Below are 21,785 nucleotides of genomic sequence, written 5' to 3'. Positions count from 1 at the left end.
AGTTCGATTCGATATTTGCGGGCTCCGGAGAGCGATAGATGACCGTTGAAATCCTCGCCATCGGTGGCGCGCATATCGACCGCCGGGCACGCATATTCGGCGACACGAAGCCCGGTGCCAGCAATCCCGGGCAATGGTTCGAGGAAGCCGGCGGCGGCGTCTTCAATGCGGCCCGCAATCTCTCGCGGCTCGGTCGCGCGGTCCGCCTGATCGCACCCCGAGGTGGTGATGCAGCCGGCCAGATGGTCGCCGATGCCGCCGAGCGCGCTGGCCTCGACGATCAGCCGGTGATGTTCCTCGATCGCGCGACGCCGAGCTATACGGCGATCCTTGAGCGCGACGGCAACCTGGTGATCGCGCTTGCCGACATGGCGCTTTATGATGCCTTCTCGGCCCGCCGCCTGAAGGCGCGGTCTCTGCGCGACAGCCTGGCGAGCACAAACCACGTGCTGACCGACGCAAACCTCCCGGCAGATACGCTGACCGCCCTTGCGAAGGTCTGCGATTCTGAGGGCAAGGGCCTTTCCGCGATCGCCATCTCGCCAGCGAAGGTGGTCAAGTTCAAAGGCGCCCTGCCCCACATCAGCCACCTCTTCATGAATGGCGCGGAGGCCGAGACCATTGCCGGATCGCGACCGGAAAGAGCTGAGGATTGGCCGGATCTGCTGCGTGCCCAAGGCCTTGCCGGTGGGACGGTGACCAGCGGCAGCGGCCCGACGGTCGCCTTCGGTCCAGAGGGCATTGCGCTCATCGAACCCGTGCCACTCGACGAAATCGCTGATGTGACCGGCGCCGGCGACGCTTTCGCGGCAGGCTTTCTGCATGCGAGGTTGAAGGGTACCGACCTGACCGAGGCCTTGCGCCATGGCACCGCCTCTGCGGCCATCACCCTCGCCTCACCCCACGCAACCGATGAAAATCTCTCCGAGGAACGGCTCAAGCGCCAGTTGGCTCTTGTCCCGCCTGCCCGTTTCCTGTCATGAGAACCTGAATTTCTAGCGGAAGATCCCCCATGACCCGTTCCATCTCCCCCCTCCTTCCCATCACCTATTCGAGCGAAGTCAGCGCCGCCAAGCAGCGCGGCGCCCCGATCGTGGCGCTCGAATCCACCATCATCACCCATGGCATGCCCTATCCCGGCAACCTGCAGATGGCCCGCAGCGTCGAGGACATCGTACGCCAGCAGGGCGCCGTGCCCGCAACCATCGCCGTCATCAAGGGTGTGCTGCATATCGGCCTGGAGCCGGCAGAGCTCGAAGCCTTGGCGCAGATGGAGCACGTGATGAAGCTCTCGCGCGCCGATCTTGCGTTTGCGATCGCCGAACGCCGCAATGGCGCAACCACTGTTGCCGCCACCATGATTGCCGCCTATCGCGCCGGCATCCATGTCTTTGCGACCGGCGGCATCGGCGGCGTCCACCGCGGCGCCGAGGAGAGCTTCGACATCTCGGCTGACCTCGAAGAACTGGCCCGCACCGCCGTCATCGTCGTGTCGGCCGGCCCGAAGGCCATCCTCGACATTCCAAAGACACTGGAAGTGCTGGAAACCCGTGGCGTACCTGTCGTCACCTATGACAGCGAAGACTTCCCCGCCTTCTGGTCGCGCAGCTCCGGCCTCAAGAGCGTGCTCAACCTGCAGAGCCCGGCGGCCATCGCCAATTTCCAGAAGATGCGCGACCAGCTCGGCATCGATGGCGGCATGCTGATCGCCAACCCCGTGCCGGAAGGCGACGAGATCCCGCGCGAGGAAATGGAAATCTATATCAGCCGGGCCCTTGCCAATGCCGAACGCGACGAAATTGCCGGCAAGCAGGTTACGCCCTATCTGCTCGACAACATCTTCCACCTAACCGGTGGCCGCTCGCTGAAGACCAATATCGCGCTGGTCGAAAATAATGCGCGTCTGGCAGCCGAAATCGCCGTCGCCATGAACGGCTGAGCTACTAACAATCCGAATGAAAAAGAACCCGCCGGAGCGATCCGGCGGGTTCTTTGATTCACCAATACTCTAAAACCCTGCGGAAGCCCTCAGCCTTCGCCGTCCAGCATTTCACGCACAGCGACAGCGAGCTGCTTGAGCGAGAAGGGTTTCGGTAGGAAGCCAAACTTCGCGTCTGCCGGCAGGTTGCGGGCAAAGGCGTCCTCGGCATAGCCCGAGACGAAGATGAACTTCAGGTCCGGATATTTCTTCCTCAACTCGGTCAGCAGGGTGGGGCCGTCCATTTCAGGCATGACGACGTCGGAAACGACGATGTCGACCGCACCGTCGAGCTCTTCCATGATGTCGAGCGCTTCGACGCCGGAACCGGCCTCATGCACGGTATAGCCGCGCGTCTCGAGCATGCGCTTGCCGCCGCGCCGAACGGCCTCTTCGTCCTCGACGAGGAGCACGACGGCCGACTTGCCGGTCAGATCAGGCGCATCCTGAGCCTCGGCCTTGGCACTGGCCGTCGCGACGGTGATCGTGTCACCGCTGACGGAGGCCTGGACCTGGCCTTCGATAACCGGCTGAACCTCGGGCACATGGCGCGGCAGGAAGATGCGGAAGGTTGTACCCTTGCCGACTTCCGATTCCGGATAGATGTAGCCGCCCGACTGCTTGACGATGCCATAGACCATGGCAAGTCCGAGACCCGTTCCCTTGCCCACTTCCTTGGTGGTGAAGAAGGGCTCGAAGATCTTGTCCATGATCTCGGGCGCAATGCCGGTTCCGGTATCGGCGACCTCGACCAGCACCATGTCTTCCGACGGCAGGCCACGATAGCCGAAGGCCGCGGCCTCGTCGGCATCGACATTGCGGGTCGACACGGTGATCGATCCACCATCCGGCATGGCGTCGCGTGCATTGACGCAGAGATTGATCAGCACCTGCTCGAACTGGGAGAGGTCCGTCTTCACCGGCCAGAGATCCCGGCCGTATTCGACCCTGAGTTTGACATTGCTGCCGGAGATCAGCCGGTCGACCAGCATCCTGAGATCGCCGATCACGTCGGTGAGGTTCAAGACGCTCGGCCGCATCGTCTGCTTGCGCGAGAAGGCGAGCAACTGGCGCACGAGAACGGCCGCCCGGTTGGCGTTGCGCTTGATCTCCATGAGATCGGCAAAGCTCGCATCCGAGGGCCGCGCCTGCAGAAGCAGGTGGTCGGAGGACAGGAGGATGGCCGTCAGCACGTTGTTGAAGTCGTGCGCGATACCGCCGGCAAGCGTGCCGACCGCATTCATCTTCTGCGTCTGCGCCATCTGCGCCTCGAGCGCCTTCTGATCGGTCACGTCGACGGCGTAGACGATCGCAGCCTCTTCCGGCGCCTCGTCGCTCTGGTCGATGACCGCGTTCACGTAGAAGCGGAAATGCCTGACGTCATTGGTCGGATGACGGCTGTCGATCGGCGGAATGTCACCCTGGCGGTCCATGGCCGCCGCGAGCGCCTCACGGAAACCTTCCCGCTCCGTCTCGTGCAGCACGACCTCGATCAGTCCATGGCGCTCGATCTCGTCGCGCGAAATGATGTCGGCGAAGAGCTTCATGAATGGCGCGTTGGTCCGGAGGATCCGGCCCTCGCCGTCAACGGAGGCAATCGCCATCGGCGTATTGTTGAAGAAGCGGGTGAAGCGCATCGACGCGACCGAATCCGACTGGTCTCCGCCCTCGCCTTGGACGCGTGACAGAACGATCGACCGGCTCTCGCCCGGCGCTCCGTCCCGCGCGGCACGCACGCGATGCACGAGCCGAACCGGCAGGCTCTGGCCGTTGACACGGCGCAGGTCGAGATCGAGCGTTTCGGTTCGCGCCTGACCAGGCTCGGCCTGAACCGAATTGATGAGCGCCATGCCCTCGCCGGCCACCAGATCGGAAATCGTCATGGAGCCAGGGTTGAACTGGGTAAGGTCGACCCCCAGCCATTCTGCAAGCGTGGCGTTCAGATAATAGATCTCACCCTTGCGACCGGCGGAGAAGAAGCCGGCCGGCGCATGGTCGAGATAGTCGATCGCGTGCTGCAATTCCTTGAAGAAGCGCTCCTGGTCGTCGCGCTCGGCGGTGATGTCGGAAATCTGCCAGACATGCAGCGGCTTGCCGCGACCTTCGCCAGGCAGCAGCCGCGCCTTCAGGCGGTACCAGTGGGCGCCGGACCCGTTGTTCGTCTGGTTACCAAGCGGCTTCAGGAGGCGGAATTCTTCATGGCTGTCGCGCCCTTCGCGCAACCCGTTGGTCAGCCGATAGAGCGCCTCGCTCGATTCCCGGTAGCGAGAGAGCAATGCCTCGAGCGTCTGCACTTCGGTCGCCGTGCGCGCGCCCGTCATTGTGCCATAGGCCAGATTCGCATAGACGATCCGGCCTTCGCTGTCGGTGATCAGCGTACCATCGGGCTGGCTGGCCAGAAAGCGGCGCGCGAGAGTGTCACTGTTGGACTGCGGCATGACCTCGACGAAACCGATGACGGCAGACACGATGAAGAAGATGCCCATCATCGCGAGAATGCCGAGCACGCCCAGCACGACCTGATTGTCCAACTGATCACGGAAGAAGATGAAGGCGGCAGAGGCCGCGATCAGCACGAGGGCAAGCAGCAGGATGCGCAACGCCATGCCGACGCCGCTGCGGCGATCGACCAAGGGGCCGTCTCCATCTCGTTCGTACTGCTGTCGTGTCATGAATGCCTCTTGCCTAAGCGCACGGATGATCCGACCTAGCGAGAATCGGCGCTGTCTCCTGTTTATCAATTTGCCGCAACAGCAAAAAGCAAAGAAAGGCCCAGATGTGAGCGCAGAGCCGCTCCCCCACAGGAATGCCGCAATCCTGGCGGAGCATTTGGAACTTTGTTGCGTTATGGACGCGATATGTTGGCGTCCGCGCAAGATTGCGGAAAGGGCCGTCTTCTGCCAGAAAGCCAGACAAAAGGAGCACGAAAATGCTGGATGACTTGATCAAGGCTTATGGCGATCGTTTTCTCGTGGCGGCGCTGGGAGTCAGCCTTGCCTTGCTCTGCCTTTTCATCGTGCTCTGGATCCTGCGCAATCGGGCCCCGTCGCCCTTCGTCCGCGGCGGTCGCAACCGCCAGCCGCGCCTTCAGGTGCTGGACGCAGCAGCGATCGATACGCGCCGCCGCATCGTCCTGATCCGCCGGGACAATATCGAGCACCTCGTGATGATCGGCGGCCCGACCGACCTGGTCATCGAAAGCGGGATCGGCGATGAACGCCCCTATCTGAGCGCAAGACCTGTGAACCCGCAGGCGCTCGAGGAACAGTCGGAATTGCCGAGCGCGGCCGTGGCACCGACCCTGCCCGCGACGGACGCTGCAGCCCCTCGGATCGCCTCGCCGGCCGCGACGATGAACACTGTCATCGAACCAACTATCAAGCATCAGCCGGCAGAGCTATCAAAACCTGAACCGGTGGTCGCACCGACACGGCCGCAGCCGGCGGCGGCCCCAACTGCCCAGCAACGACCAGCCGAACAGCGGTCGCAGCCGGTCCAGCCGCGGGTTCACGAGCCCGCTCAGGAAAGACAGCCCGTCACCCCTCCAACACCGGTCCTGGCAGCTGCCTTTGCTGCGGCACCTGCTGCCGTCGCAGCACCCGTGATAGCGGTGGAAAAACGGCCAGCAGAACCTGCACAAACTCCGACGATCGAAGCAGTGCAGCGCCCCGCCCCGCCTATGGAAAAGCCGATGGCGCCAGACGTTGCACTGGTTCAGCCAACGGCCAGCGTCGAGCCCGTCATGGCAGTTTCGGTCAACGCCGGGCCTTCCGATGCCGCTGTGACGCCGGTGGCGTTTGAGACTGAGGTTACCGAAGCAGCGCCCGCCATCGAACCGCCGGCCAAGGCTTACACGCCGGGGACCGAGACATTCCGGATGGAACCTATGGAGCCGGTCATGGCGCCGGAGATGGTGCAGCCCGCTCGCGAAGCAGAACGGCCGGTCGCATCCGCGCAGCAGACCGCCCCTGCCTTGCCGCCCGTCATCGATGCGCCGGCGGCAGAAGATATGCTCGAAGCAGCGCGCCTGCGTGTCCTCGGTCCTGCCCCGTCTGCCGCGCAGCCTCTGCCATTTGAGGCCAAGCGCTACGAACCGGTTGCTGAGCGCCGACTGGTTGCCAGCGAACCGGAAGCACCGAGCCGCGATCTAAGCGATTTCGAACGCGTGCTCGAAGAAGAGATGGCTTTCCATCTCGCTGCCGACCCGGCCCCCGCGCCGAAGCCCGCTGCCGAATTCTCGCAGATCCTGCCGGAGACCCGGGCAGACCGGCCGCGCCTCCCGGCCTCGGCAATCCTTCCGGCAAATGGCCAATCTGATACTGTTGCGCCGAATTCCGACAAGCAGGGCCAGGAGCCCAACCTGCAGACGGAAATCGCGCGGATCTTCGGGGAAATGTCGGCCAGCCGAAATCCCTGACGGGACCACTTTCCAACTGCGCAAATGAAAAGACCCGCCGATGGCGGGTCTTAAAACTCCGATGAACACAAGCGGCTCTACGAGGCTTGAGCCTTACTCGTCGCGATAGACCTTTTCGCGACGCTCATGCCTCTCCTGGGCCTCGATCGACAGCGTTGCAATCGGACGAGCGTCGAGGCGCTTGAGGCCGATCGGCTCACCGGTTTCTTCGCAATAACCGTAGGTCCCGTCATCGATCCGCTGCAGGGCAGCGTCGATCTTCGAGATCAGCTTGCGCTGGCGGTCGCGCGCCCGAAGCTCAATGGCCCGGTCGGTTTCGGAGGAAGCCCGGTCGGCGAGGTCTGGGTGGTTAGCGCTCTCTTCGGCGAGATGGCCGAGTGTCTCACGCGCTTCTCGGAGGATGTCGTTTTTCCATGCGATCAGCTTGGCTCTGAAATAGGCCCGCTGGCTCGCGTTCATGAACTCATCGTCTTCCGAGAGCACATAATTGCTAAGATTGATCTTCTCACTCAACGCGATTCTCCTGAAGAACATCTCAATGGGCGGGTGTATAACCTTTCAAGGCAACCTGTTCAAGCCTTCTGACTGTTTCAAAGCCATTTTTAAATCTGTTACATTTTTCATCTAAATTTCTATTTTTTAAGCATAATTTGCTTGAGTACTGACGCCCGATATACAGCAACCCACCACGATAGGATGATGAGCGCATTCGCCGCGCATGGTTGACGGCGAGGCACAAGAACCGGTAGTTCAGTGACTAGCACCATCTTACGCGGAATGTCCAACGGATGACGCCCTCCATTCAGCCTCCCCAGCGCATCTATCTGCTGCGCCACGCGAAATCCGGTTGGGCCGAGCCAGGTGGCCGCGATTTCGATCGCAGCCTGTCAGATGCGGGGTTCGCCGAGGCCGAACTCCTGGCCGAGACCGCTGCCGACAAGCAGTACCGCCCTGATCTCGTTGTCTGCTCGACCGCTAAGCGCTGCCGGCAGACCGCCGACGCCATCAACAGGGTGTTTTCGGGCCTCGTAGAATTCCGCTATGTCGACGCGCTCTACAACGCCCCGGCAGAGGCCTATCTTGAGATCGCCGCATCGACCCAGGGCGTCGAGGCGCTGATGCTCGTCGGGCACAACCCGGCGATCGAGGAGGTCTTTGCCCGGCTGTGCGGCAACGACGTGATGGCAAGGACGGTGCCGGAAGGCTATCCCACCTCGGGCCTCGCCGTGATCGACGCCATGGGCGACGAGGCCTATCGGCTGCGCGACTTTCTCGTCGGCTGACGGTTTGTCAGGCGGGCAAAGCCTGCCTCTTTTTTGCGCCGCAACCGACGCCTATATGGGGGATCACGATATCTGAACTCTCTCGTGCCGGGGCGACACAGCACCCGTCACCGTCTCGCAGGACAGCCCTTTGCCCCCTTCCCTCACCAGTCTGACCGACGAAGCCGCGATCGCCCTCGACAATCTGACCGATCGGGCTGCGCATCTGATCAACCCGACGATCAGGCTCGGCGTGACGGGTCTTTCGCGCGCCGGCAAGACCGTGTTCATCTCATCGCTGGTGCACAATCTGCTCCACGCCGGTCGACTGCCGCTGTTCGAACCGCTGCGGTCGGGACGCATGACCGGCGCCACCCTGCAGGAACAGCCGGACGACGCCGTCCCACGCTTCCAATACGAAGACCACATCAGGGCACTGGTCGACGAACGGGTCTGGCCGGATTCGACGCGCGCCATTTCCGAGCTCAGGCTGACAATCGAATACAAGAGCGCCAGCTCCTGGAACCGCATGTTCTCGGCCGGCAGGCTGTCGATCGACATCGTCGACTATCCCGGTGAATGGCTGCTCGACTTGCCGCTGCTGGGCCAGGACTACAGGACATTTTCAGAGAATACGACGAAGCTTGCAGAAACCGGCGTGCGCGCCAAACTGGCCCGCGAATGGCTGGCCTTGGCGGCAACTGTCGATCCCGACGGCCCCGCAGACGAGATGACCGCCCGCCGCTTGGCCGAAGCCTTCACGACCTATCTCAGGCTCTGCAAATCGGATGAGCGCTCTCTGTCGACCCTGCCTCCCGGCCGCTTTTTGATGCCGGGCGACCTTGAAGGCTCGCCAGCCCTGACCTTCGCCCCACTCCCGGTTCTCTCGGAAGGCCGTGCCCCGAAGGGATCCCTTCGGGCGATGATGGAGCGCCGCTTCGAAGCCTACAAGTCGGTGGTGGTGAAACCCTTCTTTCGCGAGCATTTTGCGCGACTGGACCGCCAGATCGTGCTGGTCGATGCACTTCAGGCTCTCAATCGCGGCCCGGAAGCGGTCCAGGATCTGGAACGCGCGCTGGGAGACGTGCTCGCCTGTTTCCGCGCCGGCTCCAACAACGTCCTGACGTCGCTGGTGCGCCGACGGATCGACCGCGTGCTGGTGGCGGCAACGAAAGCAGACCATTTGCACCACGAGAGCCATGACAGGCTCGAAGTGCTGACACGGCGCCTCGTCAACCGCGCGATCCGCACGATCGGCATGAGCGGTGCCGGCATAGAAGTCATGGCGCTCGCCTCGGTGCGCGCGACGCGGGAAGCGAACGTGAAGCAGGACGGCCACGATCTGCCCGTCATCGTCGGCACGCCGATGGCCGGCGAGCGCATCGGCAACGAGATCTTCGATGGCGATCGCAAGACGGCAGTCTTTCCGGGCGACCTGCCGCAGGATCCGGAAGCCTATTTCCGCTCCGTCGACGAAGGTGACACATCAGCGACCCTGCCGGACCTCAGCATCGTCCGCTTCCGACCGCCACAACTTGATGAGAAGCACGGCGTGACGCTATCCGTGCCGCATATCCGCCTGGACCGCGCGCTGCAATTCCTGCTGGGAGACCGTCTCGCATGAAGAAACCCACCGTGCCCCCCGTTAGCGCACCGACCGCGAAGGCTTCCGAGCCGCAAAGACGGCCCGCAGCCTTCTCCGTTGAGCCCGAAACACGGCGCGCCGACCCTCAAGACAAGACCAGCCGACAGCCACGTAGCTTCTCCGGCGAGGTCCTGATTGTCCCCGACGCGGAAGATCCGTTCCTTGCGGCCGCAGTGGATGAACTGCCGCCGGTTCCCGTGGCAGAACCACGCCGTCGGCGCTTCTCCTTTGCGAAACTCGCGACGGGCGCATTCGGCGTGCTCCTGTCGCTTGCCTTCGGCCTCTGGGTCGACCGACTGATTTCGGACCTCTTCGCCCGCGCCGACTGGCTTGGCTATCTGGCGGTCGCAGTGCTCGCCGTGGGCCTGCTCGCGTTCATGATCGCCGTCGGTCGGGAATTGCTTGGCCTATGGCGCCTGGACGCCGTGCAAGATTTGAAGGTGGAAGCAGACGCTGCGGCAGAAAGCGGCAAGCGCACCCGCGCCGCCGCTGTCGTTGCGAAACTGTCGAGCCTCGTGTCCCATCGCCCGGAGACAACCCGCGGGCAAAAGACGCTGGACGCGGTCAAAGACGACATCATCGACGCGCCGCACTTGATCGAGCTTGCCGAACGGGAACTGCTCTCCCCCCTGGATATCAAGGCTCGCGCGCTCATCCTCAACGCCGCCAAGCGCGTCTCGGTGGTCACCGCCGTCAGCCCCAGAGCTGTGGTCGATCTCGCCTATGTGCTTTTTGAGGTCGTCAGGCTGATCAGAAGCATGGCCGAACTCTATGGTGGAAGACCGGGTTCCTTCGGCATGCTCCGCCTCCTCAGGGACGTGTTCGCCCATCTTGCCGTCACCGGCTCCATTGCCATCGGCGACGGCCTAGCCCAGCAGGTCCTCGGCCATGGGCTTGCCGCGCGCCTTTCGACCCGTCTCGGCGAAGGCGTGATCAATGGCCTGATGACTGCCCGCATCGGCATTGCCGCCATGGACCTCTGCAGGCCACTGCCGTTCCGCGCGGCCAAACGGCCTGGCATCGGCGACTTCATCGGCGACCTCACCCCCTCCATGACCGGCAAGGACCGCGACCGGACGGGGTGAGGCAGACGGGCCACACCGGAGAGACCAGTGACTTTTGCCGGTTGTCGGAACCGGCATTTGGGGTTAATGGCAATGATGCATTAACCATTTTTCCGCTAGGGTCTGAGCGGGGTTTCTGGTTTCTCGTACCAAGGCAAATCGATGTTCTCTCGCTCCTCGACATTCGGCCGCTGCGCCGTCATCCTTGCCGTTGCCGCAATCATGCCGGCCACGGTCGCCGATGCTGCTTCGCGCGACAAGCGCTTCTTCGAATCCGTCGCCGGGGTCTGGAAGGGTCCGGGCGAGATCGTTGCTGGCAAGTACAAGGGCACCAAGTTCACCTGCAACCTCACCGGGCTTCCGGCTGAGGGCAAGGAAACCGGCCTGAAACTCGACGGCACCTGCCGCGTTGGCGTCTTCAGCCAGCCGATGTCGGCTATCATCTCGCAGTCCGGCGGCAGCTACAAGGGCCAGTTCCTGGATGGTGCCGATGGCAAGGGCCTCGACATCGTTTCGGGCACTGTCACCGGCAACCGCGCCGTAATGGGGATCAACCGCGCCAAGCTGAACGGCGCCATGGTTGCTCGTATCGAAGAAGACGATGCGATGAACATCACCATTTCCGTGAAGGTGGAAGACCGGATGATCCCGGTCATCGGTCTCAAGCTCAATCGCCAGGCAACTGCCATGGCTGAGACCGCTGAAAACGACTGACGGTCCCTAAATCGCGAGAGCCAGAATTCAACCGCGCCACCAGGCGCGGTTTTCGTTTGCGATGACGATTCCCGCCTGATCGATGCTTCCAAGCCAATCCGCAACTGAGCGCCCCTGCACCGAGAGCTCCGGATCGACGTCCGCGAGCGGCATCAGCACGAAGGCGCGTTCCGTCATGCGCGGATGCGGCACCTTCAGATGCTCGGCATCGATGATGCGATCGGCGAAAGTCAGGATGTCGATGTCGATCGTCCGCGGCCCCCAGCGCTCGACTCGCACGCGCTTCATCGTCCGCTCGATCTCGAGACAGGCAGCCAGCAGTTCTTGCGGTTCGAGCAGCGTCTCGACGGAGGCGCAGGCGTTGTAGAAATCATCCTGATCGGTCTTGCCCCAGGGCGGCGTCCGGTAGAGCCTGGAAACCGAAGTCACGCGGCAATCGCGCCGCGCGTCGAGCCTGCGAAGCGCCTCCGCCATCGCGGCTACGGGGTCGCCGATATTGCCGCCAAGGCCAAGCGTTGCCGCCTGCCAGCGCTTAACGTCTGAACTGTTCAACACTCACCTGTACATGGTCGAGAATGCCGGCGATCGGCGCGCTCGGCTTGCGAACCGTGATCCGGCATCGCTGCATTTCCGGGAACCGGTCGAGCAAGCCGCGCGCGATCGCAAGCGCCAAGGCTTCGATCAACTGGCGACGGCTGCCGGTCACGATGTCACGGATCACCTCAAAGGCGATCCCGTAATGCACGGTCCCTTCGAGAGTATCGGTCTCGGCGGCTTCGATCGCATCGACGTCAAACTCCGCATCGACGAAAAACCGCTGGCCGAGCACCCCCTCCTCCGGGAATACCCCGTGATGGGCGAAAAAGGCGCAGTTCTTCAGGGTGATGGTGAAAACACCGCTCATGCGGACAATTCCTTAGTTGCGGCCAGCCGCCGCTCTGCCGAAAGCATAGCATCGGCGATGACGAGCGCGTCCCGGTTGATCGCGACATTATGGACGCGGAAAACGGAAGCGCCTTTCAGTCGCAGGGCAACCGTGGTCGCCGCCGTTGCCGCATCACGATCACGCGCTTCCCGGCCTGTCAGGGCTCCAAGGAAACGCTTGCGCGACGTGCCGGCGAGAAGCGGCAGGCCGAAGTCTTGCAACTCCTCGAAACGGATCATCAGGTCCATGTTCTCTTCCGTGGTTTCCTTGGCAAAACCGAAACCCGGATCGAGAACGATTGTTTCACGCGCCACGCCTGCACGAGCCGCGATATCGAGCGAAAGGCCCAGGAAATGCCGCTGGTCGGCAATCGGATCGGCAAGCTTCTCGCGCCCGCGACCCGTATGCATGATGCAGAGACCAGCGCCTGCCGCCGCCGCAACGGCTGCGATCTCCGGTTCGCGCTGCAGCCCGTGCACGTCGTTGATGATATGAGCGCCGGCCTCCACCGCAGCCTGTGCGGTGGCAGCACGATAGGTATCGATGGAAATCAGCGCATCTGTCTTCTGCCTCAGCGCCGAGATGACCGGCACGACGCGCGCCATCTCTTCCTCTGGCGTGACCTCGGCAGCACCCGGGCGCGTCGATTCTCCGCCGATATCGAGGATGACCGCCCCCTCGTCGACACAGGCCAGCGCATGGGCAACGGCCGCCTCGACGTCGGCATGCAGGCCGCCATCGGAAAAGGAATCTGGCGTCACATTGACGATGGCCATGATCGCCCCGCGCTTGGAAAGATCGAGGCTGCGGCCATGCCCTACACGCCAAATTGTGCGTTCAACCATGGTCACGCGACCCTGTATCCTCTCGACGGAAATCCGCGAAGCTGCGATAGTGCAGATCGGGTTTGGCTATGCCCCAAGGGCGCGGCGAATACAACATTGCGGAAAAAAGAATGAAGCACTCCCGCCGTCTTCGGGCTGCTCTAATATTGGCAGTCCTGACCGGCATCTCACTGCCACTTTCGGCCCGCGCTGACGTCGTCGTCCGCAAGTCCATCAGCTACTTCCAGATCGGCGGGAGAACCGCCGCCGAACTTGATGCCGAACTGTCACGCAAGGGCCCTTTCACGCAGGCAAGCGGCAGCCGCCATCCCGGCGCAACCCAGATCCGTTTCGGCGGCGACCTGACCTATGCGCTGCGCGGCAACCGCTGTGCGGTCGAGGATGTGCGCGTCACCGTGGACACCAAGCTCATCATACCGCGCTGGAAGAACCGCAATCGGGCATCGCAGGAGATGGCCACTCTGTGGGACGCCCTGTCCTCCGACATCAAGCGCCACGAGGAGCGCCACGCGGAAATTGCCCGCCAGCATGCCAAACTCCTGGAGCAGCGCCTCCTGAAGCTGCGGCCGACCCGGGATTGCGAGACCCTTCAGGATCGCGCCAGCGAGGTCACGGACGAAGTGACCGTCGCGCATGACGAGGCACAGATGCGATTCGATATGATCGAGGCGAAGAATTTCCAGGATCGCATGCTGCGAATCCTCCGGCATCGCCGGGAAACCCTGGAAAACCAGTAGAAATCACCCATTAATTTCGAGGGGGAGTGTTGCTGCCATGCTGCGGCTTGCCCCAGGCTTGCGCCCTCGCCTGTGAATAACCGGCAATTTCTGGGCGTGGCCCTTGATACAAATCTGAAATATAAGTGTCATCGAATACGTTGATTAAGCGTAACCCGATTTCCCCGTTCTCCCGGCGCGTCCTGGTGCCACAGGTGCTTCCTCCCTCGCCTGCTTGGCGATGCGCCCCCTTGCCCCGCTTTCGTCTTGACGAAAGCGGGGCTTTTTTAACAGGGGATAGCGCTGACAGAGGCGTTCAGCCCTGACGTTCGGGCACATGGACGACGAGGCCCTCGAGGGCCGCCGTCACCTTGATCTGACAGGAAAGACGCGACGTTGGGCGCACCTCGACGGCAAAGTCCAGCATGTCCTCTTCCATCGGCGACGGCTGGCCGACCTTTTCGGACCAGGCGTCATCGACATAGACATGACAGGTGGCACAGGCGCAGGCGCCGCCGCATTCGGCATCGATCCCGGGGACCGAGTTGCGGACGGCATTTTCCATGACCGTGGAGCCCTCGGCTGCCGCGATGTCGAAACGGGTGCCGTCGAATGCGATGATGCTGATGTTTGCCATGTTTGCCTGTCCAGACTTCGCCTTGTGAAAAACCGGCGAAGTCATCTCCCAATTCGGAAGGGCAGTCAACTCACGGGGAAGCGAGCGGCATCAGCGGCTCGCGCCTGTTTGGGATCAGCGGGCAAGCTTCAGGATGAAGTGTTCCGCTTCCAGGACGGCAGCCGCGACCGAAGCCAGGGCATCGGCATTCGCACCCTTGGTTTCCACGAGATCAGCAGCGGCAGCGACGCGCAAGGCACCGACAGCCATGGCGGCATTGCGCAGGCGGATCGCTGCTGCCTTGACTTCGACCTTGCCCCGGTCCGCCGTCAGCGCGACGAGACAGCCGCGCGCCTGACGCGCGAACATCTGCAGGATCTCGACTTCCACCGCCTTGTCGCCCTTCGTCTGCGATGCAAGATGCACGAGGTCGATCGGACGCTGTTGCGACGGCGTCAGACCGTTGAGGTTATCAGGGGTTGTAAAGGCGATGTTAACTGCGGCTGCCATGACCGTGATCCTTGATTTTTTGTTTTTGGTGATGCCAGCCTGAGGCATCACGATGGGCACCGCGTTAAAAACCCCGGGGATTTCGGGAAAAAGCTCTCACTATGGTTAACGAAAATTAAACCCCGGCACAGACTGGCTTTTCAGCCTAAACCTTGATTGAAATACTGTTAACAAGACCCGGAGACACTGGACCGCCGGGAGCGCATTAATTGTATCGCATGACCAAATGTGTCAGTACGATACGGTTGATTGGGCAAAAGTGCGTGAACTATGCCCGCAAGCCAGTCGGTGCTAAAACGTCCGGCGGGAACGCCGGCTGTGAGCAGTTGAATTGCGAAAGAAGAGATCTCGTCTGGCGTGGCGACAGACGGAATCTCAGGTAAACGGCGGGATCCGGACGGGGCCAGGCGATCAGCGGTATCGCTGTCAGTGTCCGTCCTGCCGAGAGTAAGCGGTAACGAGGCGTAACCCTATGGCGAACAAGAAGTCCGACTCGATTGACGAGAACGCGTTCCAGGCTCTCGAGGCGGCCCTGAGCATCGATTTCGACGGCGAGGAAGCCGCCGCGCCTGTCAAGGCTCGGTCCCAAGCTCGCGGCCCGGAGGCACCTGTGTCAGATAGTATCCCGCGTTCTGCCTCGAAGAAGTCCATAGAGCGTCGTTCCGCACGCGCCGGTGAGTTGAACCCGGAGCCGGCTCCCAAGGCTCCCGCCTTCGCGCCCGCCAATGACGGTTCCCGCCGCACGCCCTCCGCCATCCTGAAATCTCTCGACGGTGCCTCGCTCACGTCGGCACTGCGCAATGCCGCGATTGTATCGGCTCTGTGGGTGCTCGGCGCCCTCGGCCTGACACAGCTTCTTTACGGTGGCGCGATCTGGCAGGCGCCTTCGGTTGCCGACATCGTTGCCATGCCCGGCGTCGTCGCCATCGTCGTTGGCACCTTCCTGCCGATCATGCTCTTCTTCGCCTTCGCAATCATGATGGCTCGCGCCCATGACCTGCGCAACGCTGCACGCTCCATGGCCGAAGTGGCACTGCGCCTTGCTGAGCCTGAAACAATTGCCTCCGAACGCATCATGACCGTCGGCCAGGCCGTGCGCCGTGAAGTCTCGGCCATGAACGAGGGCATCGAGCGCACCATTGCGCGCGCCACCGAACTTGAAACGCTGGTCCATTCGGAAGTAACGGCGCTGGAGCGCAGCTACACCGACAATGAACTGCGTGTCCGTGGCCTCGTCCACGAACTCGGCGCCGAACGCGATGCGATCGTCAATCATGCCGAGCGGATCCGCTCGTCGATCGTGGGGGCCCACGAGCAGCTGAAGGAAGAGCTGTCGCTCGCGACCGAAGAAATCTCGGTACGCCTGCAGACCTCGGGCGAAGCCTTTGCCTCGATGATCGACATGCGTGCTGCAACGATCATGGAAAAGTCGGATGCAGCCGTGACCGCACTCGGCTCGCTGCTGTCCCACAAGACAGAAAACATGGTCCAGACGCTGGCCGCGTCCGGCATGTCGCTCTCCAATGAATTCGACACCCAGCTTCAGTCGCTGACCTCGACGCTCAGCCAGCGCGGTCGCGAACTGCTCGGCGAATTCGAGACGCGGGCCTCGACGCTCGATAGCAACACCGAGAAGCTGAATGCAGCTCTCAACGAACGTGCACGTCAGCTCAACGAAACCCTCGTCGAGCGCACCCGCGATATCGCCGAGACCCTGAAGGGCAGCGAAGGCTCTATCACCTCGTCGCTCGACGACGTGCTGTCGCGCCTCAACAGCTCGCTCGACGAACGCGGCCGCAGCTTCCGCCAGAGCCTTCAGGCGAGCGCCGACGACGCGATTGTCGATCTCGACCTGCGCTCGGGCCTCTTCGAGGACCGCTTCCAGACGACGATCGGCCAGATCAACGCGACCTTCGACCAGCGCGTGGCCGAATTCGCCAGCGCCTTCGACCAGCGCTCCGGCTCGCTCGATTCGAAGCTGATGGAAAGCCTCGCCCGCATCAACGAAACGGTGAACGGCGGAACGGATTCGATCAGCGGCATCCTGAATTCGAGCATCGAACGCCTCGGCTCCACCCTCACGGACCAGTCGCTCGCCATCGCGATGACGCTGAGCACCAGCCAGGAAATGCTCGACAGCTCGATGTCCGACCGCGCGCAAGAAATTGCAGACGCGATGTCGGCCCGTGCAGCAGCCCTCACCGAGAGCCTGGAAAGCGCCCAGAAGCGTATCGACCAGGTGATGGAAGAGCGCAGTGGCTCGCTCTACAATGCCCTCAGCGACAACCAGTCTCGCTTCGAACAAACACTCTCGAGCCGCGCCGAGCACATCGTCAATGCGCTCGAAGCCAACCAGGACCGCTTCGCCGAAACCCTCGACGTCAAGGCCCGTGGCATCGCGACCTTGGTGGAAGGCCAGAGCGAGATCCTGATCGATGCGCTGAACACCAAGAGCCTCGAACTGGACCTGACGCTGACGGCCCGCACCCAGGATCTCTCCGAGACCCTGAACGACAGCCAGCGTCGGATCGATGAAACATTGAGCCAGCGCGCCTCTTCGATCATCGAGACCGTCGCAGATGCCGACCGTCGGATCGACGCCGCCTTCGCTGAAAAGGCCGAAGCGATCCGCAACGCCTATGGCGAAAACCAGGAGCGCCTCGAACTTTCGCTCGCAAGCCATGCGTCTTACCTGTCTTCGACGCTGGAAGACGCGACCGGCGAAATCGAACGAAACCTCGGCCAGTCGTCCGGCCGCATCGCTGAAACGGTCGCCGCTGGCATTACCGGCCTCGGCGACGCGCTCGGCGGCAGCGAACAGCGGCTCGACAGCATGCTGGCTGCGGCCTCGAACACCATTTCGAACACGCTGGAAGACAATGCGGCCCGCATCGCCAACACGCTGAAATCAGGCGTCGACGATATCGACGGCCGGATTGCCGACACCAACTTCACGCTGAAAACCAGCCTGGACACGGCGACCAATGCTCTGGCGAGCACCCTCGGCGACAACACCGACCGGATCTCGCAGACGATCGCCTCTGGCGTGGCCGCAATTGATGACCGTCTGGTCGACACCCATGAGCGCATCCGCGCGACGCTCGACGATCGCACGCAAGCCATCACGGCCTCGCTCGGCGATGCCCGCGATGCACTGGAAACCACACTCAGCGAACATGCAACCTCGATTGGCGCCTCAGTGGCCGCCAGCACCGGCATGCTCGAGATGAGCCTCGAGGATCACGAGGAAAACCTCCGGAAGGCCATCGACGCCAGCAGCCGCGCGCTCGACGAGCGCCTGCGTGGAACGGCCGGTGCGCTGACGGATCAGATCCGCGAAGCAGCTGACGACATCACCCGGTCTGCCCAGGGCTTCTCCGGCACGGTCGAACAGTCCGTCTCCGGCATGACCATCCGCCTCGACGAAACCAGCACCCGCATCGAGCAGAGCTTGGGAACGTTGGAAGACCGTCTCCGCAACGGCCTTGATGGCGTCGACGCCCGCGTCAACGATGCCGGCGAGAAGTTTGCCGCCCGTCTGGACGAGAAGGTTTCCAACATGGAGCGCGTTGGCGACGAAGCTTCCATGCGCGTCGCACAGGTGCTCGACGAAGGCGTGAACCGCGTTGCCGAAACCTTCGACACCCGCACCCCGGTGATCGAAGAGCGTCTGGCGACCATGGACCGTGCGCTCAATATCGGCCTTGAAAACGTCAACCGCACCATCGAAGGCAAGGCCGCAGGTCTGGCGACTGCCCTTCGCAGCGCCGTGACCGACGCCGCCCGTGACCTCGATGCCGAGGCTCAGCGCTCCGTCGATCGCCTGGCGGCCACCACCTCGCAGTTCGCCGAGCAGATCGGCGAACGTAGCGCGGAACTCAATCGCACGGTCGAAGAACGTTCCGAAGACCTCGCGCGGCGCATCACTGAAACCCAGAACCGCCTTGCCGGACAGGCTGCGACAATCGCCGAAACCTTCTCGCAGGCCGGCGATGTCATCAGCAACAAGGTGAACCAGGCAGAAGCCCTTGTCAGCGCGCAGGTGGCCAATCTTTCGGGCACTCTCGGCGAAGTGAGCACCACGCTGGAACAGCGAGCCGCCGCGATCCGTGAAGCGATCTCCGGCAATACGCAGGAACTCGCCACTGCCATGAACGCGGCAGAAAAGGCACTCGAGGCTCGCGGCAATTCCATCCGCGATGCGATTTCTGGCAATACCCAGGAACTCGCCACCACAATGAACGCGGTGGAAAAGGCGCTCGAAGCCCGTGGCAATTCGATCCGCTCGGTTCTCGACGACCGCACCCGCGAGCTGAACTCGATGCTCTCGACCCGCTCGGCCGAACTGTCGCGCCTGATCGACGAGAAGGCAGCTCCGGTGGTCGCCGCCTATGCCGAGACCGGCCGTGTCGCCGCCGAACAGATCACCGCTGCCGCAGAACAGAGCGCCGAGCGCCTGCGCTCCGAAAACGCAGCCCTCGTCGACGCGATCAGCCAGCGCACGGATCGCGCCGTGTCGACGCTCGGCACCGCCGAGCAGAACCTGGTTGCCAGCGCCTCGCAGCTCATCGAACGCCTCGGCGACAGCAATGCCGGCCTGTCTTCGATGATCGATCAAGCCGTGCAGAGCATCGGCTCCCTCGACAGCCGCCTCGGCGCCACCGCCAACCGCTTCAATGAGACGGCGAACCAGGCCACGGACATGCTGTCCACCTCGAACCGCCTGCTCGACGACAAGCTCGGCCGCCTGACCGCCATCTCCGGCGAAACGCTGCAGCAGGTCTCCTCGATCGTCAGCCGCTTCGGTGACCACACCCAGGTTCTCGGCAAGGCGTCCGAACTTCTGTCGGCCGCCCAGTCGAACCTCGTGGGCACGCTCGAAGAGCGCCAGCAGGCGCTCCGCGATCTTTCCATCGGCCTTGTGAAGCGCTCGGAAGAAATCGAGACGACGATGCAGGGTCTCGGCAAGATGGTGGAAACCGCCTTCGACCGCGCCGAACAACGCTCCGGTCAGATGGCCGGCAACCTGCGCCAGAGCGTCCAGGCCTCCTTTACCGATATCGGCCAGATCCTGGGCGAGACGGAAAAGCGCGCCCAGTCAACGGCGACCAATATGCGCGAAAGCGTCCAGGCCTCCTTCGCCGACATCGGCCAGGTGCTCGGCGAGACGGAAAAGAAGGCGCAGATTACGGCCGCCAATATGCGCAATGCCCTGCTCTCTGCCGAGCAGGAAGCCCAGCAGTCGATCGACAAGACGCTGACCGAGGCCGAGAAGCGTTCGGGCGAACTCGCCAACCGTCTGCGTGGCGGCCTCGCCGTCTCCTTGAGCGACATCGACCGTCTCCTCGGAGAAGCGGGTCGCAAGTCCGAAGGTGCAGCGCTCGCCCTGCGCGAAGCCATGCAGAGCGCCGTTGACGAAGCTGTCGCACGCTTCAGCGGCGCAACCGATGAGATCCGCCGCTCGGCTGTCGACATCCGCAAGGAGCTCGACCTGACGCGCAACGAACTGAAGCGCGGTGCCTTCGACCTTCCAGAGGAAGCCAAGGAAAGTGCGGCCCAGATGCGCCGCGCGGTCTCCGAGCAGATCAAGGCCCTGCAGGACATCTCGCAGCTCGTAGGCCGCACCAGCCAGACGCTGGAAATCTCCGAGCCAGTGGCCCGTCGTCTGGCCGAAGCCCAGCCAGAGCCCGTTCGTCGCCAGCCGGTCGCACCGCAACCACAGCCGCAGCCGGCGCCGCAGATCCGCCAGAGCGAAAGCCTGGGGCTTCGCGGCAGCCTCGGCGCAACCGACGCCTATAACCAATCGACGGCCGCGACCACGCGCGCCGAAGGTGGCGGCTGGATCAGCGACCTCCTGCGTGGCGCCTCGCGTGAGGAGCCCACTGAGACCGCTCCTGCCCGTCCGGCCCCTGCCCCGCAGCGCCCGGTCGCCGAAGCTCCGCCGGCCCGCCAGAGCGATACCCGCAATCCGCGCCATATGGTCGAATCACTGAATTCGCTGTCGGTCGACATCGCCCGCGCCATTGACCACGACGCCTCGGTCGACCTGTGGCGCCGCTACCAGCGGGGCGAGCGCGACATTTTCACCCGTCGCCTCTACACGCTGAAGGGCCAGCAGACCTTCGACGAGATCAAGCGCAAGTACGACCGCGAGCCGGAATTCCGCGTCGCCGTCGATCGCTACATCGCCGATTTCGAAAAGCTTCTGGCAGACGTAGCCCGCACTGACCGCGACAAGTCGATCACCCAGTCCTACCTGACGTCGGACACGGGCAAGGTCTACACGATGCTCGCGCACGCGGCCGGCCGTTTCAGCTGATATCAAACCAATACGGGAGCCGGTCAGCCGGCTTCCGACAAGCCAAAAGAAAAACCCCGGATCATATGCTGATCCGGGGTTTTCTTTTTGTCAGACTGCTAGCTGACTGAGCCTTGATAGGCTTCAGATCGATTGAAGCGTCCAGGCGACGATATCACCGGTCACGCGTGCGAAGGCACGGTCGAGGGCTGCTACATAGGCCGCGTTGTCGGACCCTGTCGAAGGCACCTCAGCCTTGAACACCCGCTGCGCCTTGACGGTGCCATTGCGATCATTGAGCAGCTTTGCCGAGATCTCGACCACACCGCGATCGCCACCTTCGGCCGAAATTTCAAAGGCCCTGACATCCGTGATCAGCTGGAAGTCGATAGCCAGGCCCTGCCCGGGACGCCCGACGCCGCCCAGGCGTCCGGTGTTCTCGAAGGCTTCGACGAGCTTCGACTGCACGACCCGCGTCAGGCGATCGCTCCACTGCGATTGCGAAAGATAACGGATCTCCGCGCCGGACACACGCACCAGGATCTGCTCGCTGTCCAGCGCCTTGAGCGCCGACGGATCGGCCACCAGGAGCTGCCGGTTGCGGGCGCTGGCATTGGTCGCCACATCGCTTACCGAAGCCGTAAGGTCGAATGTGTCGTTGTTCGCCTTGGACCCACAGGCGGCAAGGCCGAGGCCAAGGCTTGGGATCAGCACCGAAGCCACAAGCAGCCGCCGGAGCTTTGCCACGCCTTTGGAGCCGTTGACGCCGATCCTGTCCATTCTGTCGTCCTTCCC

At 63.0% G+C, this 21,785-nt stretch carries 17 protein-coding genes; 9 read left to right on the top strand and 8 right to left on the bottom strand.

The window, feature by feature from the left end; all coding sequences use genetic code 11:
* Nucleotides 1-38: 38 nt before the first annotated feature.
* Both AC02Y0_RS07005 and AC02Y0_RS07000 read left to right on the top strand, forming a co-directional pair.
* Nucleotides 39-983, top strand: coding sequence for a carbohydrate kinase family protein (locus AC02Y0_RS07005; protein ID WP_476383240.1), 945 nt, complete (start codon nucleotides 39-41; stop codon nucleotides 981-983).
* Between the two features lie 29 nt (nucleotides 984-1,012).
* On the top strand, nucleotides 1,013-1,939 hold the full coding sequence (locus AC02Y0_RS07000; protein WP_476383238.1) for a pseudouridine-5'-phosphate glycosidase: 927 nt from the start codon (nucleotides 1,013-1,015) through the stop codon (nucleotides 1,937-1,939).
* A gap of 89 nt (nucleotides 1,940-2,028) precedes the next feature.
* On the opposite strand, the gene cckA is transcribed toward AC02Y0_RS07000, so the two are convergent.
* Nucleotides 2,029-4,650, bottom strand: coding sequence for a cell cycle histidine kinase CckA (cckA, locus tag AC02Y0_RS06995; protein WP_476383236.1), 2,622 nt, complete (start codon nucleotides 4,648-4,650; stop codon nucleotides 2,029-2,031).
* 257 nt (nucleotides 4,651-4,907) lie between these two features.
* Between cckA and AC02Y0_RS06990 the strand changes: the two genes are divergently transcribed.
* Nucleotides 4,908-6,395 carry a hypothetical protein gene (locus AC02Y0_RS06990; RefSeq protein ID WP_476383235.1) on the top strand — a complete coding sequence of 496 codons (1,488 nt, stop codon included), beginning with the start codon at nucleotides 4,908-4,910 and terminating at the stop codon, nucleotides 6,393-6,395.
* A 93-nt stretch (nucleotides 6,396-6,488) separates the two neighbouring features.
* Here AC02Y0_RS06990 and dksA read toward each other — a convergent pair whose 3' ends face one another.
* Nucleotides 6,489-6,908, bottom strand: coding sequence for an RNA polymerase-binding protein DksA (gene dksA, locus AC02Y0_RS06985; protein WP_476383234.1), 420 nt, complete (start codon nucleotides 6,906-6,908; stop codon nucleotides 6,489-6,491).
* 275 nt (nucleotides 6,909-7,183) lie between these two features.
* On the opposite strand from dksA, the gene AC02Y0_RS06980 reads away from it, so the two are divergent.
* The 4 genes from AC02Y0_RS06980 (at nucleotide 7,184) to AC02Y0_RS06965 (ending at nucleotide 11,080) form a co-directional block, all read left to right on the top strand.
* Entirely contained in the window at nucleotides 7,184-7,678 is a 495-nt protein-coding gene (locus tag AC02Y0_RS06980) for a SixA phosphatase family protein (RefSeq protein ID WP_476383233.1), read from the top strand.
* A gap of 130 nt (nucleotides 7,679-7,808) precedes the next feature.
* Entirely contained in the window at nucleotides 7,809-9,281 is a 1,473-nt protein-coding gene (locus AC02Y0_RS06975) for a YcjX family GTP-binding protein (protein ID WP_476383232.1), read from the top strand.
* Nucleotides 9,278-10,387: a YcjF family protein gene (locus tag AC02Y0_RS06970; protein WP_476383231.1), complete on the top strand. Its 1,110-nt coding sequence runs from the start codon at nucleotides 9,278-9,280 to the stop codon at nucleotides 10,385-10,387. Before AC02Y0_RS06975 ends, AC02Y0_RS06970 begins: the two co-directional genes overlap by 4 nt.
* 141 nt (nucleotides 10,388-10,528) lie before the next feature.
* The gene (locus tag AC02Y0_RS06965) at nucleotides 10,529-11,080 is read left to right on the top strand and encodes a hypothetical protein (RefSeq protein WP_476383230.1); all 552 of its coding nucleotides are present in this window, start codon (nucleotides 10,529-10,531) and stop codon (nucleotides 11,078-11,080) included.
* 27 nt (nucleotides 11,081-11,107) lie between these two features.
* Here the strand turns inward: AC02Y0_RS06965 and folK are convergent, their stop codons facing one another.
* The 3 genes from folK to folP are packed head-to-tail and all read right to left on the bottom strand — an operon-like array spanning nucleotide 11,108 to nucleotide 12,850.
* Entirely contained in the window at nucleotides 11,108-11,554 is a 447-nt protein-coding gene (gene folK / locus AC02Y0_RS06960) for a 2-amino-4-hydroxy-6-hydroxymethyldihydropteridine diphosphokinase (RefSeq protein WP_476383980.1), read from the bottom strand.
* Between the two features lie 58 nt (nucleotides 11,555-11,612).
* Complete coding sequence (folB, locus tag AC02Y0_RS06955; protein WP_476383229.1) at nucleotides 11,613-11,984, bottom strand: dihydroneopterin aldolase; 372 nt, start codon at nucleotides 11,982-11,984, stop codon at nucleotides 11,613-11,615.
* Nucleotides 11,981-12,850 (bottom strand): dihydropteroate synthase, encoded by an 870-nt coding sequence (gene folP / locus AC02Y0_RS06950; RefSeq protein WP_476383979.1) that lies wholly within the window; start codon nucleotides 12,848-12,850, stop codon nucleotides 11,981-11,983. Before folP ends, folB begins: the two co-directional genes overlap by 4 nt.
* A gap of 110 nt (nucleotides 12,851-12,960) precedes the next feature.
* Between folP and AC02Y0_RS06945 the strand changes: the two genes are divergently transcribed.
* Nucleotides 12,961-13,587 carry a DUF922 domain-containing Zn-dependent protease gene (locus AC02Y0_RS06945; protein WP_476383228.1) on the top strand — a complete coding sequence of 209 codons (627 nt, stop codon included), beginning with the start codon at nucleotides 12,961-12,963 and terminating at the stop codon, nucleotides 13,585-13,587.
* 295 nt (nucleotides 13,588-13,882) lie between these two features.
* On the opposite strand, the gene AC02Y0_RS06940 is transcribed toward AC02Y0_RS06945, so the two are convergent.
* Entirely contained in the window at nucleotides 13,883-14,203 is a 321-nt protein-coding gene (locus tag AC02Y0_RS06940) for a 2Fe-2S iron-sulfur cluster-binding protein (protein ID WP_102020383.1), read from the bottom strand.
* A gap of 114 nt (nucleotides 14,204-14,317) precedes the next feature.
* Entirely contained in the window at nucleotides 14,318-14,692 is a 375-nt protein-coding gene (locus tag AC02Y0_RS06935) for an Hpt domain-containing protein (protein WP_476383227.1), read from the bottom strand.
* A gap of 472 nt (nucleotides 14,693-15,164) precedes the next feature.
* Here AC02Y0_RS06935 and AC02Y0_RS06930 point away from each other — a divergent pair, with 472 nt between their 5' ends.
* Entirely contained in the window at nucleotides 15,165-21,011 is a 5,847-nt protein-coding gene (locus AC02Y0_RS06930) for an apolipoprotein A-IV repeat region-like domain-containing protein (protein WP_476383226.1), read from the top strand.
* A 123-nt stretch (nucleotides 21,012-21,134) separates the two neighbouring features.
* On the opposite strand, the gene AC02Y0_RS06925 is transcribed toward AC02Y0_RS06930, so the two are convergent.
* Nucleotides 21,135-21,770: an ABC-type transport auxiliary lipoprotein family protein gene (locus AC02Y0_RS06925; RefSeq protein ID WP_444558496.1), complete on the bottom strand. Its 636-nt coding sequence runs from the start codon at nucleotides 21,768-21,770 to the stop codon at nucleotides 21,135-21,137.
* Nucleotides 21,771-21,785: the final 15 nt, after the last annotated feature.

It is taken from the genome of Allorhizobium sp. nf9_anc, from assembly GCF_056323085.1.
This window is presented reverse-complemented; position numbering and strand designations above follow the sequence as displayed.

Excerpts from the sequence above, each read along its gene's own strand:
- AC02Y0_RS07005 (WP_476383240.1), top strand. The coding sequence starts at position 39 with ATGACCGTTGAAATCCTCGCCATCGGTGGCGCGCATATCGACCGCCGG.
- AC02Y0_RS07000 (WP_476383238.1), top strand. The coding sequence starts at position 1,013 with ATGACCCGTTCCATCTCCCCCCTCCTTCCCATCACCTATTCGAGCGAA.
- cckA (WP_476383236.1), bottom strand. The coding sequence starts at position 4,650 with ATGACACGACAGCAGTACGAACGAGATGGAGACGGCCCCTTGGTCGAT.
- AC02Y0_RS06990 (WP_476383235.1), top strand. The coding sequence starts at position 4,908 with ATGCTGGATGACTTGATCAAGGCTTATGGCGATCGTTTTCTCGTGGCG.
- AC02Y0_RS06980 (WP_476383233.1), top strand. The coding sequence starts at position 7,184 with ATGACGCCCTCCATTCAGCCTCCCCAGCGCATCTATCTGCTGCGCCAC.
- AC02Y0_RS06970 (WP_476383231.1), top strand. The coding sequence starts at position 9,278 with ATGAAGAAACCCACCGTGCCCCCCGTTAGCGCACCGACCGCGAAGGCT.
- AC02Y0_RS06965 (WP_476383230.1), top strand. The coding sequence starts at position 10,529 with ATGTTCTCTCGCTCCTCGACATTCGGCCGCTGCGCCGTCATCCTTGCC.
- folK (WP_476383980.1), bottom strand. The coding sequence starts at position 11,554 with ATGGCGGAGGCGCTTCGCAGGCTCGACGCGCGGCGCGATTGCCGCGTG.
- folB (WP_476383229.1), bottom strand. The coding sequence starts at position 11,984 with ATGAGCGGTGTTTTCACCATCACCCTGAAGAACTGCGCCTTTTTCGCC.
- folP (WP_476383979.1), bottom strand. The coding sequence starts at position 12,850 with ATGGTTGAACGCACAATTTGGCGTGTAGGGCATGGCCGCAGCCTCGAT.
- AC02Y0_RS06945 (WP_476383228.1), top strand. The coding sequence starts at position 12,961 with ATGAAGCACTCCCGCCGTCTTCGGGCTGCTCTAATATTGGCAGTCCTG.
- AC02Y0_RS06940 (WP_102020383.1), bottom strand. The coding sequence starts at position 14,203 with ATGGCAAACATCAGCATCATCGCATTCGACGGCACCCGTTTCGACATC.
- AC02Y0_RS06935 (WP_476383227.1), bottom strand. The coding sequence starts at position 14,692 with ATGGCAGCCGCAGTTAACATCGCCTTTACAACCCCTGATAACCTCAAC.
- AC02Y0_RS06930 (WP_476383226.1), top strand. The coding sequence starts at position 15,165 with ATGGCGAACAAGAAGTCCGACTCGATTGACGAGAACGCGTTCCAGGCT.
- AC02Y0_RS06925 (WP_444558496.1), bottom strand. The coding sequence starts at position 21,770 with ATGGACAGGATCGGCGTCAACGGCTCCAAAGGCGTGGCAAAGCTCCGG.